This window comes from Affinibrenneria salicis (genome assembly GCF_008710095.1).
In genome coordinates this window covers 157860-174577 of record NZ_VYKJ01000006.1, presented here as the reverse complement: position 1 = coordinate 174577, position 16718 = coordinate 157860, and the positions used below count along the sequence as shown (strand labels likewise).

Here is a 16718-nt window from a genome sequence, read left to right as displayed (position 1 = left end):
ATGACGACGGCCTTCTGGTGGGGAGCGGCGACGACGCTGGCGGTCATACTGCTGCTGACGCTGTCGTACCGCTGTATTACCCGTCGCCGCGACTGGAGCGGCATAAGCCAGGTAGTCGGCATGATGCGGCTGCATAGCGACGCCGCCTGCCTGCTGCGGCCGGACGGCAAGGTGGTGTGGGTCAACCCGGCCTACAGCGAGATCACCGGTTTTAGCAGCGAGCAGTTGGTGGAACGCAACTGGTTTCGCTTTCTGCGCGAACGGGTGGCGGACGGCACGCCGGTGGCCGCCATCGAAAACGCGCTGGCGGAACGGCGCGAACTGCGCGTAGACCTGATGTTTCGACTGACCAGCGGCGCGGAACGCTGCATGATCGTGGAGCTGCACCCCCTGCACAGGCTGGCGCGCGGTCTCTTTTCGTACCTGTCCGCCCCGTCGTTCACCGGTTATCTGGTGGTGCAGGTGGATATCGACCAGCAGCGCCGCGAACGCAAAATGACCCAGCTGGCGCTGCGCGATCGCCAGGCGGTGCTGGATATTCTCGACCACTACGCCATCGTCACCGAAACCGATCTGCAGGGTCGTATCACGAAGGTCAACAAGCGTTTCCTGGAAATCAGCGGCTACCGCAACGATGAGCTGATCGGACGCCGCCACAGCATGTTCAGTTCCGGCATTCACGACAAAACGTTCTGGCGCGAGATGTGGAGCACCATCGCGCGCGGCGGCATCTGGCACGGCGAGATCTGCAACCGCACCAGAGATGGCTCGCTCTACTGGCTGGACAGCGTTATCGCGCCGATGCTGGGCGAAAGCGGCCGTCCGGTGAAGTACATGTCGATCCGCACCGACATCACCACGCTGAAACTGAGTCTCGACATGCAGGAACGCACCGGCAAGATCGCCGGCGTCGGCGGCTGGTACTATACGCCGGAAAGCGAGGTGCTGTACCTCACCGGCGGAACGCGCAACCTTGTGGGTCTGGCCGACAACACGATGAGTCTGGACAGTTTGAACACCCTGATGCAACGCATGATGCCGCAGCAGTGGGCCGCCTGCCGCGCCATGGTGCGCCACACTATGGCGAGCGGCGACCCCTACAGTCAGGAAGTACAGCTCAGGCTGCCGGACGGACGCGCCATCTGGGTCAACCTGAGCGGAGAGGTGGAGTATCTGCACGGCAAACTGTACCGGCTGGTGGGCGCCGTGCAGGACGTCAGCGCCCAGGTGGAAGCGCGGCTGCGCGTCGAATCCAGCGAGCGCGTGCTGCGTTCGGCCATTGATGCGCTGGATGAGGCGTTCGCGCTATATGACGCCGATGAGAAGCTGGTCCTGTCCAACGACCGCTACCAGAATATGTTCGGCGCTCAGGGCCACCTGATACAGCCGGGTATCGCCGCCGAGGATGTGCTGCAGCTGGAAGTCAATGCCGGTATCCACGAGGGCGTCGACGGCATTGAGGGCTGGCGCACGCTGTGGCGCCAGCCGACCTTCCACCAGCAGGTGAAAACCAGCAGCGGGCGCTGGATCAAACGCATCGGCGTCACTACCTCGGACGGCATGCGCGTGCTGTTCTGGATCGACATCACCGACCTGCACCAGGCGCTGGACGACGCCGACGCCGCCTCGCGCAGCAAGAGTCGTTTCCTCGCCAACATGAGCCACGAAATCCGCACGCCGATGAATGCCATCATGGGCATGATGCAATTGATCGAACATACCGGCATCAGCGACGAACAGCGCGATCTGTTGCGCAAGATGGAGGGCGCGGCGCGCTCGCTGCTGGGCATCCTCAACGACATCCTCGACTTCTCGAAGGTGGAAGCGGGCATGATGCTGCTGGATACCGAGCCGTTCAGGCTGGATACGCTGCTGGCGGATGTTTCCACTATTTTGTCCGGCACCCTGGGCAGCAAGCGGCTCGAGCTGGTGTATGAAGTGGACCCCGCCGTGCCGCCGCAGTTGCTGGGGGACGCGCTGCGGCTCCAGCAGATCCTGATCAACCTGGGCGGCAACGCGGTGAAATTCACCGCCAGAGGCGAAGTGCGGGTGCAATTGCGCCAGCTGCAACGTGACGAACGAGGAGCGCTGCTGGAGTTTGCGGTGCAGGATACCGGCATCGGCATCAGCGAAGACGCCATCGAACACATTTTCACCGGTTTCAGCCAGGCGGAAGCCTCTATTTCGCGCCGCTACGGCGGCTCCGGGCTGGGGCTGGCCATCAGCCACCGGCTGGTGGAGCTGATGGGCGGCCGGCTGCAGGTGCAGAGCGAAGTGGGACGCGGCAGCCGTTTCTGGTTCCAGATCTGGCTACAGCCGGAAAACAAAGGTCTGCCGCCGCTGGCCCAGGCCGGGGAACGGGCGCTGCTGCTGGAAACGCACCCGGTATCCCGCACGGTCATCGGCGAACTGCTGGAGAAACGCGGCGGCTGGCGAGTCGAGGCCTGCAAAGACGTGGCCTGCGCGCTGGCGGCGCTGGATGCGGAGCCGGCGCCGACGCTGGCGCTGCTGAGCGTGGATGAGCACGACTACCCGCGGCTGCTGGCGCGGCTGCGCGCCGAGCCTGCGCCGCCCGTTATTTTGTTGATCTCGTCGCGTCCGATACCGCCGCGCAACGGCCTGCCGACGCTGTGCAAACCGCTGACGTTCTCCATGATCAGGCACGCCATCCAGGGACGCAACCCGCAGCAGCAGTCCGACGCGCCGGGGCAACAGTGCAGGCTGGCGGGTATCCGGCTGCTGCTGGTGGAAGACAACGAAATCAATCAGGAAGTGGTGATCAGACTGCTGGCGCACGAAGGCGCGCGGGTGAGTGTGGTCAGCAACGGTCTGCAAGGCATTCAGGCGCTGGACGCCGCGCCGGACGCCTACGATCTGGTGTTGATGGATATGCAGATGCCGGTTATGGACGGCCTGCAGGCCACCCTGGCGATCCGCAGCGAGCCGCGTTTCGACCCGTTGCCGATCATCGCCATGACCGCCAACGCCATGCAAACGGACCGGGAAGCCTGCCTGGAAGCGGGCATGAACGGCCATATCGGCAAGCCCTTCCATCTGGAAGAACTGGTCGATATCATCCTGCGCCACACCGGGCGCGCAAGCGGTGATGTGCTTCCGACGCCGCGCCCGCCCGCCGGCGAGCCGTTGGTGCTGGATGCCGCAAACGCCCTGCTGCGCCTGGGGCAGGATCGAACCTTCTATGCGCAGCTGCTGCGCGACTTCGCCCCCGCGGCCCGGCATCTGGCGCAGAGCATCGTTCTTGCGCTGGCGGAGGGACGATCGGCTGACGCGCGCGATGCCGCGCACCAGCTTAAGAGCACCGCCGCCACTACCGGCGCGCAGCGGCTGGCCGCGGCCTGCGCCGACATCGAACAACGCTGCGCAAACGGCGAAACGCCGGCGGCAGCGTTGCCCGCCGAACTGGACGAGGCGCTGGCGGCGCAGCAGGCGTGGCTACGCCGGCACAGCGAGGCCGATGGCGCGCAGCCGACTCTCCTGGCGGAAGGGGAAGCGGCCGACGCAAAGCATGCCTCGCTGACGGCGGATCTGGCGCAGCTGGCGGCGGCGCTGCAGGCCAGCGACATGAGCGCGCTGGATCTGTTCGACGCGCTGCAGGCGCGCCACGCCGGCCTACCCGGTCTGCAGGCGCTCTCCTCCGCGATGGGCCTCTTCGATACCGAGGCCGCGCTCGCCGCGCTGCAGGAGTTACGCGCCCAACTTGAGCGCCGGACGCCGCGCTAACGGCGCCGGCATCAGGACGGGGAGCTCGCAGGATCGGCTGGATGGCCGGACTGAACCGGCCAGCGCGATCGATAGCAAACAGCGCGCCGGGCGGCACGCGGCTTTATTCGTTCATCAGCCGCCCGATGATCAGACGCGCTACGCCTGGCGCGGCACGACGGCATGCAGCCGTTGATACAGCGCCAGCATTTCGCCGGTTAACTCGCGCGCCAGAATGGCGTTCATCAGATGATCCTGCGCATGCACCATGATCAGCGTCATCGGCGTTTTACCTTCACCCGCGTCCTGTTCTATCAGCCGGGTCTGTACGCGGTGCGCTACGCGGGAAAACTGATCCGCTTCCTGCAGACGCGCCTGCGCCAGGGGGAAATCCCCGTCGCGCGCCGCCTGCAACGCTTCAAAACATAAACTTCTCGTTTGCCCGGCATTGACGATAATTTCCATCACCGTGTTTTCAAGATCGTCCGTCATTGTCTTCCTCCGCAAAACCGTTGTCAGCGGCGACGGCGGCAAACCACTCGCCGCTTTTCTTGATGGCGCGCCGCTGACTGGCCCGATCCAGTTGAACAAAGCCATAACGGTTCTTGTAAGCGTTGCACCACGACCAGTTATCGATGAATGTCCACATGTGGTAACCCAGACAATGGCTGCCTTCCTGAATCCCGCGATGAACCCACTGCAGGTGCTGACGGATAAACGCGATGCGGTAGTCATCCTGGATTTGCCCATGCTGCTCAAAACGCTGTTCATCCTCTACCCCCATGCCGTTTTCCGAGATAAAACAGCGTGGGTTAGCGTAGTTTTCCCGCAGGTTGGTGAGGATGTCGTAAATCCCCTTCTCATAAATTTCCCAGCCGCGATAAGGATTCATTTTTCGCCCCGGCATCTCATAGGGGCTGAAAAACCACTCAGGCATGAAAAGGTCGGCGGGATCCGCCGGGCTCTCCCGGCTTTTGATGCGCCGCGGCTGGTAGTAATTAATGCCTAAAAGATCCACTACGCCTTCTTTCAGCAGCGCGGCGTCCCCCGCGCGGCACGTCGGCAACTGGCCGTATGCGCCCAGCAACCGCACCAGCTCTTGCGGGTAACGGCCGCGCAGCGCCGGATCGAGAAAACTGCGGTTGAACAGCAGATCCGCCCGGTGTGCGGCAGCAACATCGTCAGGATCGCTGGATCGCGAATAAGACGGCGTCAGGTTGAGGATAATGCCGATCTCGCCGTCCTGATTACGCGCGCGATAGTGCCGCACCGCCAGCGAGTGGGCCAGCATGGTGTGAAAGGCGACGACGGCGGCGCGTTTGAAATCCACCACGTTCGGATAGTGAAAATCATACAGATAGCCGCCTTCCACCGGCACAATCGGCTCGTTAAAGGTAAACCAGTGTTTCACCCGGTCGCCGAACAGCTGGAAACAGACATCGGCGAACGCCGCGTAGGCCTCGACGACCGCGCGATTTTCCCAGCCGCCCAGTTGCTGCATCGCCAGCGGCATATCGAAATGGAAAAGGTTAATGAACGGCGTTACGCCCTGCGCCAGCAATTCATCGATCACGTTGTTATAAAAGGCGACGGCCTGCGGGTTGACCTCGCCCCGCCCCTGTGGGATAAGACGCGCCCAGGAAATAGAGGTGCGGAACGTATTGTGATTCAGCCGCCGCAGCAATGCGATATCCTCGCGCCAGCGGCGGTAAAAACCGGAGGTATCCCGTGGCCCGATACGCTGATGAAAACGGGCGGGCTCAATGGCGAACCAGTGATCCCAAATGGTGGCGCTTTTACCGTCCTCCATACTGGCGCCCTCGCTTTGCGGCGCCGAGCTGGCGCTGCCCCACCAGAAGCCCTGCGGAAATTGATATTTCATTATTATCCCCTGCTCAGGCCATCAGCGTCAGAGCAAGATCCAATACCTTTGCGCCATTCATGGTGCCGTAATCAACCATCGGAATAACATCCACGGGGATGTTTTCCCCGGACACGCGCTCCGCTAACTGTTGCCGCATATATTTGACCTGCGGCCCCAGCAGAATCACATCTATTTTTCTGCTGGCGATCTCTTCCTCAAACGCGGCGGATGAGATGGCGAAAATATCAAGAGCCAGCCCCCTTTCTTCTGCGGCTTTCTGCATTTTGCTCACCAACAGACTGGTGCTCATGCCCGCACTGCAAATCAACATAATCGTTTTCTGTGACATAGCCTATTCTCCCGAATGTTGTCTATTACACATTATTCACCACGATGATTCCCCCATGATCATAACGATATCGACAATGGGCATATTCCAGGGGCGTGCCATCGTCCAGATAGATAATCTGTTCAACCTCCAGCACCGGATCAACCGCCTGACAGTTCAGATAACGTTGTTCATATTCGCCGGATTTCATCGCCCTGATGATGCGATAGGAACCCATTATTTTCAGCCCCAGATCATGCTGCACATAGTTAAATATCGATTTTTGTAAAATATCCCGATTTAAACCCGGAACTAAACTCAGCGGCATCAGCGTATAGTCTAAAGATACCGGTTCGCCGTTTAATAAGCGCAACCTGATCAGATCGTATATCGGCATATCCGCGCCAATCAGCAGGCAGGACTGCTCCTTTTCGGAAGGGAAGCGGATATCGAATTTTATAATCTCGCTGGTAACCACCCCAACGCCTTCCCATTTTTTCGTGGCGCCGAAATAATCGGTAGCGGGCGAATCCCATTGCGAAAGTTGCAAAAAATTTTTACGAATAAAGGTGCCCTGCCCTTGCCGGGTATAGAGAATCCCTTCAATAATCAGCAGCTGAATCGCTCGCTGAATCGTCATGCGGCTGGTATGAAACTCATCAGCCAGTTTAAATTGATCGGGCAACGGCTCCCCGAGATCATATTGTTGCGATATGATTCTTTTTTTTATCTCCTGCGCAATGACGATATATTTAGACTGGGACATATCCGGACTTCCTTTTAATCAATCCTGCCATATTGCTTATGATTTAACTCAGGTTTTCCTGACTGCTTCTCATCGCCACCCTTTCACTGATCTTCAGGAAAGGCAAGTAGAAAAAAACGCCGAATATAATGATGATCAGCTGGACCACCACCGCTCGCCAGTCGCCGGCCGTAGCCAGATAAGCGCTGATCACCGGCGGCGTGGTCCAGGGCACCATCACGACGCATTTTCCCATCAGCCCGATGAATGTGCAGAAATACGCGAACAAAATCCCGATGGCGGGCAACAATACAAACGGAATCATCATCGGAATATTAAAGACGATGGGGAAACCAAAAATAACCGGTTCATTAATGTTAAACAGTCCGGGGGACAGGGACAGACGCGCAACCTGTTTTTCCGATTTTTGCTTCGCGAATAAAAAGATCGCGATCAGCAACGAGATCGTACTGCCCGTACCGCCAATCATGCCAAACGTCGGCACAAAAATATTATTAATGATATGCGGTATCGGTTGGCCATTGGCGAACGCCAGCATATTTTCATTGGTGTTAATCAGGAGGAAAGGCTCTAAAATCACACCGTTAATCACCGACTGATGGATACCCAGCGTAAAGAGAAAGTTGCCGAAGCTGTAGATGAACACGGTGCCCGGCAGGCTGGTATTAATTTGCCGCAGCGGCTGCTGCACAAGGGTAGAGATTAAATTGATCAGATCCGTATGCAGCAAATTGTGCAGAACGCCCGCCACCATGGCGAAAACCGATAATGTAATAATCGTCGGGATCAAAACGGCGAATGACTGACCAACCGCCGGCGGTACATTTTCGCCCAGATTAACATTAAACTTTTTCACGCCCGATAATTTGATAAATAGCGCGGTCGATAACAGCCCAATGATTATTCCGGCGAAAATACCCGTTGTGCCGATATTGGAATAGACCAGTATTTTTGAAATAGTGATCGATTGCGTTTGGCCCTCCGGGATCAGGCTGACATCCAGCGGCATCATAATCACTAAGCTGGACAAAGAAATCAGTACCGAGGCGATAGGGTTCTTAAAATTTTTATTCCTGCACAGATAGTAGGCGATCATCGGCGTAATCAATAAGCCGGCAATATTTAACGTGCCGTTAATGATAAACTCGCCCCAGACTTTAAACGTCTCAAGCGTACTCCCCGACAGCACCCACGGGAAAATAACATTATTGATCAGCACCGCCAGCCCGGCCAGAATAAACAGCGGCATAATGGCGGCAAAGGCATCTCGCAAGGAACGCAAATATATCTGATTGCCGACCTTAACGGAAAAATCAGTGAATTTATCGATAAAAGATTGCGCGATCGGATTCGTATTCATGTTGGACATAATACATACCTTCTCTCTAACAATTCACAAACATGGCTAGATTTCAATACGCATAATTACAACGCCTGCCCATTGCTATGCAGCGCTCTCTTTAACCAGTGGTAACTTTTTTTGGCGACCCGGCGTAAATCCTTCAAATCATGATTTTCACGATTGACGTACACGACGCCGTAGCGTTTACGCATATCGCCCTGCGAGCTTAATATATCGATCAACCCCCAGCCCAAATAACCCATGACATGTGCGCCGTCGATGAGGATGGCGTCTTTCATCGCCTGAATATGAGAACGATGATAATCGATACGGTAATCATCCTGAATTTCATGTTCGCCATCCCACTGTTCAATAACGCCAATGCCGTTTTCTATCGGGAAAACCGGCAGGCCGTATCGATTATAGGTATCGGTGATCACATTTCTAAAACCAATGGGATCTATCTGCCAGTTCCATTCCGTCGCCTCTAAAAACGGATTATCCTGAACGCCATGTTCCATATAAAAATTAATCGACGTATTTAATGGAATCTTATCGCTGTTGATCGTTTTGCTGGCGTAGTAGCTGAAGGCCAAAAAATCACTGTTAATCTGTCCCAGCTGTTCAAGATCGCCGGCAGCGAAAACCGTTAATAAATCATGATGTTCCATATAGGACAGAACTTCAGAACTATACTTGCCGGTGGCAAACACTTTTAACAGATTTTGATTATAAAACTCATCTATTTGATTAGCGCACAGAACATCTTGCGGTTTGCAGGTCGCCGGATAAACCAGCTGATGCGCCAGCATTCCCCCCATCAGAGCGGATTTCTGCGTGTCATGTAAATATTGAGTCAGTCGGGCGTGGGCAAGCATAACGTGGTGCTGGATATAATACAGATCGCGCTCGGCCTTTTCCCCCGACAAATAACCGGAAATTTTAAACGCTTCGGGAATATGGTAAAGATTCTGCTCATTAAAGGTAAGCCAGTATTTAACCTTGCCGCCAAAGCTGTCGATCATTTTTATACCATAGCGGACAAACGCCTCCATCACGCCGCGGTGAACGAAGCCGTTATATTTTTGGGCTAAATGCAAAGGCATATCAAAATGATAAAGGCAGATCATCGGCTCAATACCGCGGGCAAGCAGCGCATCGATAAATTGGTGATAAAACGCAATGCCCTCATCGTTAAAATCCCCGTCGCCCGTTGGACAAACCCGGCTCCATGCAATCTGGAAGCGATAGCAATTCATGCCCAGATCCTGCATCAGATCGAAGTCTTCCTCATAGCGGTGATATGAGTCGGTCGCCACTTTCCAGTCTGAGGCATACTCGCTGGCCTGGCGAATATCGTAGACCGACAGCCCCTTGCCGCCGATATTCCACGCCCCTTCAGTCTGCATACTGGATACGGAATTTCCCCACAAAAAATCTTCAGATAGCGTTTTCTGCATAGCTGTCTCCTTCTGATACCAGATGGATTCGATTAACATCGCTGGCGACTTCTGCAGGATTACATCCCCTGTCGCTGCGCGCCGCAGGGACGATAGCGTTGCCCTTTCCCCGGCGCTGAACGCTCTGAACGTGAGAAAACCCGCCTGCCCGCTGCCGTAAGCTCTAAACCAAAAAACATAACCTCATGATATAAATAAAATATCCATGTAAAGTCATGAGTTGATTAATGACTTATCAACTAAGCGTAGTTGATAAGTCAAAATCTATATCATGAGAAATTATTAGCATGTGATGCTTATCGCAAATATTGACATGGCGATGCGGCGACTGGCGCCAGCGGTCAGACGATAGAATCCGCATCGCCTTACGGCGAACGCCAGACTGGACCATCGGCGCTGGCTGCGCTAACGTTTTGCCAGCCCGTACGCCATCGATCCGAGATAACATGCCCAATATCCGTGCTCCCCTGCTTCGCCCGCTGTGTCTGTCCGCCCTGCTGATACTGGCCGGCTGCGCCAGCGAAAACCGGCAGACGCCCACACAACGCCCGGCGGACACCCGCGCGCAGCTGTTGAAACTGTTGCCTGCCGACGTCAGCGATCGCCAGGGTTGGGCGACCGACATTGCCGCCGCATTCGCCGCGCAACACATTACGCCCGACAATGAAAACCTGTGCGCGGTACTGGCCGTCACCGAACAGGAATCCACCTTCAGCGCCGATCCGCAGGTACCGGGATTATCAAAAATCGCCTGGCAGGAGATCGACCGGCGCGCCGGCAAACTGCATATCCCGGCTTTCCTGGTCCGCACCGCGCTGCTGGTCAAATCCCCGGACGGCAAGAGTTACAGCGAGCGACTGGACAAGGTGCGCAGCGAAAAAGATCTGAGCGCCATTTTTGATGATTTCATCGAAATGGTGCCGATGGGACAAAGACTGTTCGGCGACCTGAATCCGGTGCACACCGGCGGGCCGATGCAGGTAAGCATCTCCTTTGCCGAAGCCAACGCCAAAGGCTATCCGTACCCGGTCGACGGCACGATCCGCCGTGAAGTGTTCAGCCGACGTGGAGGAATGTATTTCGGCATCATGCATTTACTGAACTATCCGGCCAGCTACCCGCAATCGATATACCGCTTCGCCGACTTCAACGCCGGCTGGTACGCCAGCCGCAACGCCGCGTTTCAGCGCGCCGTCAGCCGCCTGAGCGGCATCTCGCTGGCGCTGGACGGCGATTTAATCAACTACGACTCGGACAAACCGGGCGCGACCGAACTGGCGGTACGCTCGCTGGGCAAACGGCTGGACATGAGCGACGGCGCGATCCGACGGGCGCTGGAAAAAGGCGATCGGCCGGAATTTGAGAAAACAGCCTTATATGAGCGCCTCTATGCACTGGCGGACCGCGCGGCCGGCGCAAAAACGCCGCGCGAAATCCTGCCCGGCATCACGCTGGAAAGCCCCAAAATCACCCGCAAGTTGACTACGGCATGGTTTGCCAGGCGGGTGGACGAGCGGCGGCTAAAGTGCCTGTCGAGGGGATAAACGGTTCATCCATGCCCGCCGCCGCGCCGGGATAAATAGCCGGATTGATCATAGGCCATAGCGCCGCCACAGCACCTGCGGCGGCCTCAGTCTGAAAACCAAAATCTCGCTTAAGCCAATTTTCATTGCCCGCGGCTAAAATTACTCCGCCTCAGAGATATATCCCAAATAATGCGAGTTGCGGCAAGGCGGCGACGAATTCGTCGGCAACGAATCCAGCCAAAGGCTGGCCTGCGATGAGAGACAGGATGTCTCTCATTAATTCCGGCAGCTTAGCGCAGCAGGTAACCGGGCGAGCTGCCGGAAGCAGCATTGCACGCCGCTGGCGGCGCCCCCGCAAGGGCGCCCGCCATGGACGGGACGAGTAACAAAACCAATGCACCTGCGGCTGAAGTATGAAATGTGTATATCCATTGACCGCATGCTCCGCCTTTCGTCGCAAATCAATCGTTGGTGCGATAGAAGTCTTTACGACGCTGATGACAATAATGAACTCGTCTTCCCCGGTGTCTTCGCCACAAATAGCTGTCGATGCGGTTTGAACCACAGTAATAGCAGCGAGTTTCGCTATTCGTCCATGTTTGCGGATACCGACGCCAGTATGCTTCCAACTGCGGGTAGTTTTCCCGCCACGCTTTATCGTCACCCCGAATAAAGAGAGACTAAAACGGCCAGAGAAAGGGAATGGAAAGCAGATAAGAATAATGGATATTCGGTAATATCAGCAATATTGCGGCTCCGGTCTTGCGTAACGAAACTACAGCGGCAGACCCATTGACCATTGACCATTGACCATTGACCATTGACCATTGACCCAGATGATATACACGCTTTTCGGCTTTATTCATGTTTTCCTGTAATACCCCAGGCGGTGTCCCGCAATTATCTGACCGATGTAAAAGCGCCCGCCCTGAACCATGACGCCAGCAAAATCTGTGAAGAAGACATCCCGTAATCAATATACCCCGGAGTTTCGCCAGCAGGCGCTGGCGCTGGCTGATCGCATCGGCGTGGCCAAAGCCGCCCGGGAGCTCAACCTGCACGACTCTCAACGCTACGCCTGGCGCAGTAAACAACGTCAGCAGGGCTCCACCTCTGAGCGTGAGCAGCAACAGGCAACAGAAATCGCCCGCCTCAAGCGCCAGCTGGCCGAGCGGGATGAGGAACTGGCTATCCTCCAAAAGGCGGCCACCTGCTTCGCCAGACACCTGAAGTGAAGTACGGTTTTATACACCAACATCAGGCGGCATTCTCAGTGAAAAACCTGGCCCGGGTGTTGCGTGTCTCGCGCAGCGGCTGGTATGCGTGGCTGAAGCGCCGGCAATCCCCCTCGCCGCGGAAGATGCACCGCCAGAAGTGTGATGAGCGGGTGGTGCAAGCTTTTATACAGGCAAAACAGCGCTATGGCGCGCCCCGTCTGACGCAGGAATTGCGTGAGGCCGGCCATGGCTGGAACCGTAAAACGGTGGCGGCCAGTCTGCGACGTCAGGGATTACGGGCCAGAGCGGCGCGCAGGTTCAAAGCCACGACAAACAGCCGGCATAACCTGCCGGTGGCGCCGAACCTGTTGCAACAGGACTTCAGTGCTGCGGGGCCGGACCAGAAGTACGTTGGGGATATCACCTGCCTGTGGACAGAGGAAGGCTGGCTGTACCTGGCGGTGGTTATCGACCTGTATTCGCGTCGGGTGGTGGGTTGGTCGATGTCGGAACGAATGACGGCGGAGCTGGCGTGCAATACGCTGAAAATGGCGCTGTGGCGGCGAAAGATGCCGCGCGGCGTGATAGTTCACTCTGACAGAGGGAGCCAGTATTGTTCCCATGATTATCAGGGTGTTATCAAAGACAATGGACTGATATGCAGTATGAGCGCGAAGGGCTGTTGCTACGATAACGCCTGTGCGGAAAGCTTTTTCCATAGCCTGAAAGTGGAGCTAGTCCACGGAGAGAGGTTCAACACGCGGGAGGAGATGAAATCGGCGGTATTCGAGTATATCGAGATAGACTACAATCGGCACCGGCGGCATAGTGCCTGCGGCGGTCTCAGCCCGGAACAATTTGAAAACCAGAACCTCGCTTAGGGCAGTGTTCACATTACGTGGGTAGGATCAAACATTTTATTCAAAGTTCAGTGAGCAATACGGGGCGTTGCCGGTTAATCCGTGCTGGTGGTGCGTGGAATATGATCTCACTCACGACAAAAATCAAATCGCAATAATAAAACCAGTCAGCCTTTAAAGGATGGTATCCATGCGCGTTTTTTACCTGCTTTGTTTTTCATTATTCTCGTTCACGCTCTTTCCGCAAACGGCGCTGGCGATTGAAGACCCCAGTGCATTTTTAAAGCGGATATATGCTGCCTATGGCAGTGATGATCTTTCGCCTGTACCCATTGACAGAACCGGCCCTGAGCGGATTGCGTCAAAGCGTTTCATGGCTGTGCTGCAAGAGGATCAAGCGCTCACCTTACCGGGGGATCAGGGTTATCTCGATTATGACCCGATATGCCAGTGCCAGGATTATCAGAATCTTGTGGTGACAAATATTACGATCCTCGCGAACGATAATAAAAAATCACGTGCCACAGTCACTTATCGCGCTTTCAACGATGACAGCGACATGGTGACCACCACGTTCAATTTAGTCGCTGAGAATGGGCACTGGTTTATTGACGACATTTTTGATGCCAGTCAGGCAAGCGTTCGTGATGACATCGACGCAAATAATAAAGCCCTGCGTATAAAGGGGGAAACCCATTGAGTCCCTCCCTTTCCGATGTCATCGATTTTACGCGTAAGTTTACCGCAGACTACCGCAGCCGCATTGACGAACATACTTATCTTGAAGCCGATCTGGGCGTGACCGGCGATGATGGTGTGGAGTTTTTAGAAGCGATTGAGCAGGCATTCGGGATTGCCTTACACACCAAAGAAGAGGGCTATACAGCGACCTTTGATTTGAAAGAAAACGAATATCTTTTTGAATCTGAAGGCCTCGACCTACTGGGTCTTTGCCGGTTGGCAGGCTGGTTGCGTAACATACCGACTCCCGTCATTCGCGACCTGTCGATTGGTCAGTTGCACAACGCACTGACTGTGGCTTATCAGAAGCAGGCAGGCGTAGAAAAGCGAATAAATATCACCAAAACAGAGAAATAAACACAATGAAAACCACATTCAGGGAGCGAAACAAAGATGAAAACAAAGAATAATGAGAATGGTTATCAGGCTGTAGCCGAACTGGCATACGTTGAAGAATGCTCGCAGAATTACCGGCAGGCACATGAGCTGTGGACGAAAGCATCATCGCCTGCATTACATGAGATTAACCAGGTCTGGGCCGATGCACGGAGCGAACACTGCTGCATGAGAGTGGTTGCGGGCAGTCGATAGGCGGGAGGCAAACATGAAGCAAACCAGTGGGACTGATGAGCCTGTTTATAAAATTGTGTAATCGCCTATTTTGACCCTGTAAATAATTCTGTGTAACTGCCATCGTATTAAAGGTGATCGCTCAGGCGGTCACCGAACTCGATAATAAAACGGCTCATCGCCAGCCGCCAGTTTTGGATCGGCATACTCCATTTCTTTGAAGCATTCTTGATCGCCAGATAAATCACTTTTCGCACCGAGTCGTCTGTCGGGAACACCTTTCGTTTTTTGATGGCTGCACGGATAACGCTGTTCAGCGACTCGATAGCATTCGTGGTGTAGATGGCCTTGCGGATATCAGGCGGATAACCGAAGAACGTATTGAACCGCCCCGGAAATTCTGGAGACTAAACTCCCTGAGAGAGAGGTAAACAGGATGACTAAAAACACACGCTTTTCCCCTGAGGTCCGTCAGCGGGCCGTCCGTATGGTTCTGGAGAGTCAGAACGAATATGACTCACAGTGGGCCGCTCTCAGTTCCATCGCCCCGAAGATTGGCTGCACACCGGAGACGCTCCGCACCTGGTTGCGTCAGCATGAACGGGACGCAGGCAACGGTGATGGCGGACTGAGCACCACTGAACGTCAGCGCCTGAAAGAGCTGGAACGCGAGAACCGCGAGCTGCGCCGCAGCAACGATATCCTGCGTCAGGCTTCCGCGTATTTTGCGAAGGCGGAGTTCGACCGCCTCTGGAAAAAATAGCGCCCCTGGTGAATACCCTGCGTAATGAACACGGGGTCGGACCGGTATGCCGCGAACTGGATATCGCCCCGTCGACTTATTACCGGCATCAGCAGCACAGGCAGCATCCGGCCAGACGCAGCCTGCGGGCAAAACGTGATGACCTGCTGAAGCCGGAGATACAGCGCGTGTACGATGAAAACCACAGCGTGTACGGTGTGCGCAGGGTCTGGCGGCAGTTGCTGCGGGAAGGCATCAGTGTGGCCAGATGCACGGTGTCGCGTCTGATGACAGCCATGGGGCTTGCCGGTGTGCGCCGGGGTAAAAAGGTCCGCACCACCGTCAGCCGGAAAGACGTTGCCGCAGGTGACCGGGTGAACCGCCAGTTCGTGGCAGAACGGCCGGATCAGTTGTGGGTGGCCGACTTCACGTACGTGAGCACCTGTCAGGGCTTCGCATATGTGGCGTTCATCATCGACGTGTTCGCCGGTCGCATCGTGGGCTGGCGGGTCTCATCGTCGATGGAAACGAGGTTCGTGCTGGATGCGCTGGAGCAGGCGCTGTGGTCCCGTCGCCCTGCGGGCACCGTCCATCACTCAGATAAGGGTTCTCAGTATGTGTCGCTGGCGTACACACAGCGGCTTAAAGATGCGGAACTGCTGGCGTCAACGGGCAGCACAGGTGACTCATACGATAACGCGATGGCGGAGAGCGTCAACGGGCTGTACAAAGCGGAGGTGATACACCGTCAGAGCTGGAAAACCCGGTCAGAGGTTGAGCTGGCCACACTGGCGTGGGTGGACTGGTACAACAATCGCCGGCTGCTGGAAAGGCTGGGTCATATCCCGCCGGCAGAAGCGGAACAGGCATATTATACTTCCATCGTGAATAAGGGTCTGGCAGCCTGAGTTCACAGACAAAACACTCTCCCGGAAAAACGGGGCGGTTCAGTCCATCTGCGTAATGCGCGTCTGATTTTTCTTTATCAACTGAGGCTCAAAGATGTTTTCACGGTCACGTGGTGTGCTCAATTTGAGCTCGCCATCGTCGCACAGTAGCGTTTTGGATGAATAGCCGTTGCGGGTATTCGAGCCTGTTTTTGGGGCATTTTTCTCGTGCCCGAGATGCCCGGTTAGCTCTGCATTAAGTGCAGTTTCAACGGTAAGCTTGGTCAACATGCGGGAAAACGCATTGAGATCGGCTTCGGTTTTAAGGCCTTTAGCCAGTTCAGCCGCAAGGGCTTTAAGTTTCTTTTCGTCCATAATTTGCCTGTCTCCGTTGTTGGAGTGAACATATCAAATCTATGGTCATCCCCCTTTTTGCAACACTGATTTCGACTTATGACAGGCTTGCTTAAATCTATTCGGCGTCTGGTGAACAGCAACTGCTCGCGCCACGATGAGTTCCGCGCCTGCTGAACCTTAAAAACAGGTCGGCTTCAGAGAGCCATTTGATATGCCAGGTTCATCGGCAGGCCGATATGCCGTTCATGCCATCAATAATCAGTCTTCGCAAAACCAGATAGTAACTTTCTAATTAATTGATACAAAAGCAATTTCAGGTGTGCTTGCTATTTACTGAA

General features: G+C 55.5%; 13 protein-coding genes, 2 pseudogenes and 1 other annotated feature. Of the genes and pseudogenes, 7 read left to right on the top strand and 8 right to left on the bottom strand.

Going from position 1 to position 16718, the window contains the following annotated elements:
- Positions 1-3741 (top strand): PAS domain S-box protein, encoded by a 3741-nt coding sequence (locus FJU30_RS13500; RefSeq protein WP_150435493.1) that lies wholly within the window; start codon positions 1-3, stop codon positions 3739-3741.
- 138 nt (positions 3742-3879) lie between these two features.
- Here the strand turns inward: FJU30_RS13500 and FJU30_RS13495 are convergent, their stop codons facing one another.
- Genes FJU30_RS13495 through FJU30_RS13470 form a run of 6 tightly spaced genes read right to left on the bottom strand, consistent with a single transcriptional unit; the run spans position 3880 to position 9480 of the window.
- Positions 3880-4212: a PTS lactose/cellobiose transporter subunit IIA gene (locus tag FJU30_RS13495; protein ID WP_150435492.1), complete on the bottom strand. Its 333-nt coding sequence runs from the start codon at positions 4210-4212 to the stop codon at positions 3880-3882.
- Complete coding sequence (locus FJU30_RS13490) at positions 4196-5602, bottom strand: glycoside hydrolase family 1 protein (protein WP_150435491.1); 1407 nt, start codon at positions 5600-5602, stop codon at positions 4196-4198. The genes FJU30_RS13495 and FJU30_RS13490 overlap by 17 nt, the downstream gene beginning before the upstream one ends.
- Before the next feature lie 13 nt (positions 5603-5615).
- A complete protein-coding gene (locus tag FJU30_RS13485; protein ID WP_150435490.1) occupies positions 5616-5933 on the bottom strand; it encodes a PTS sugar transporter subunit IIB in 318 nt (105 codons plus the stop codon).
- Between the two features lie 25 nt (positions 5934-5958).
- Complete coding sequence (locus FJU30_RS13480; protein ID WP_150435489.1) at positions 5959-6678, bottom strand: GntR family transcriptional regulator; 720 nt, start codon at positions 6676-6678, stop codon at positions 5959-5961.
- A gap of 43 nt (positions 6679-6721) precedes the next feature.
- A complete protein-coding gene (locus FJU30_RS13475; protein ID WP_150435488.1) occupies positions 6722-8047 on the bottom strand; it encodes a PTS sugar transporter subunit IIC in 1326 nt (441 codons plus the stop codon).
- A 56-nt stretch (positions 8048-8103) separates the two neighbouring features.
- Positions 8104-9480: a glycoside hydrolase family 1 protein gene (locus tag FJU30_RS13470; protein WP_150435487.1), complete on the bottom strand. Its 1377-nt coding sequence runs from the start codon at positions 9478-9480 to the stop codon at positions 8104-8106.
- A gap of 446 nt (positions 9481-9926) precedes the next feature.
- Between FJU30_RS13470 and FJU30_RS13465 the strand changes: the two genes are divergently transcribed.
- From FJU30_RS13465 to FJU30_RS27635, 5 genes are all read left to right on the top strand, one after another.
- Entirely contained in the window at positions 9927-11024 is a 1098-nt protein-coding gene (locus FJU30_RS13465; protein ID WP_150435486.1) for a DUF1615 domain-containing protein, read from the top strand.
- 917 nt (positions 11025-11941) lie between these two features.
- Positions 11942-13104, top strand: a protein-coding gene (locus FJU30_RS13460; RefSeq protein WP_150435485.1) for an IS3 family transposase whose coding sequence is annotated in 2 segments (ribosomal slippage) — positions 11942-12200 and positions 12200-13104 — 1164 coding nt in all. Because the reading frame shifts where the segments join, the coding sequence is not laid out codon by codon here.
- 169 nt (positions 13105-13273) lie between these two features.
- Positions 13274-13783, top strand: a complete 510-nt coding sequence (locus tag FJU30_RS13455) for a DUF3828 domain-containing protein (RefSeq protein WP_191091596.1) — start codon at positions 13274-13276, stop codon at positions 13781-13783.
- Positions 13780-14181, top strand: a complete 402-nt coding sequence (locus FJU30_RS13450; RefSeq protein WP_150435483.1) for a hypothetical protein — start codon at positions 13780-13782, stop codon at positions 14179-14181. Before FJU30_RS13455 ends, FJU30_RS13450 begins: the two co-directional genes overlap by 4 nt.
- Before the next feature lie 36 nt (positions 14182-14217).
- Positions 14218-14415: an ANR family transcriptional regulator gene (locus FJU30_RS27635; protein ID WP_150435482.1), complete on the top strand. Its 198-nt coding sequence runs from the start codon at positions 14218-14220 to the stop codon at positions 14413-14415.
- A gap of 107 nt (positions 14416-14522) precedes the next feature.
- Here FJU30_RS27635 and FJU30_RS13440 read toward each other — a convergent pair.
- Positions 14523-14774, bottom strand: a pseudogene (locus tag FJU30_RS13440) (transposase); the annotation flags it as partial.
- A 56-nt stretch (positions 14775-14830) separates the two neighbouring features.
- Between FJU30_RS13440 and FJU30_RS13435 the strand changes: the two are divergent.
- Positions 14831-16044 (top strand): IS3 family transposase gene (locus FJU30_RS13435; RefSeq protein WP_395858562.1). Its coding sequence is split into 2 segments (ribosomal slippage): positions 14831-15119 and positions 15119-16044, totalling 1215 coding nucleotides; the frame shifts between segments, so codons are not numbered across the junction.
- Positions 15112-15228 (top strand) — a sequence feature (AL1L pseudoknot). Its footprint overlaps the gene before it by 117 nt.
- A gap of 42 nt (positions 16045-16086) precedes the next feature.
- On the opposite strand, the pseudogene FJU30_RS13430 reads toward FJU30_RS13435, so the two are convergent.
- Positions 16087-16398: pseudogene (locus FJU30_RS13430) on the bottom strand (transposase); the annotation flags it as partial.
- Positions 16399-16718: the final 320 nt, after the last annotated feature.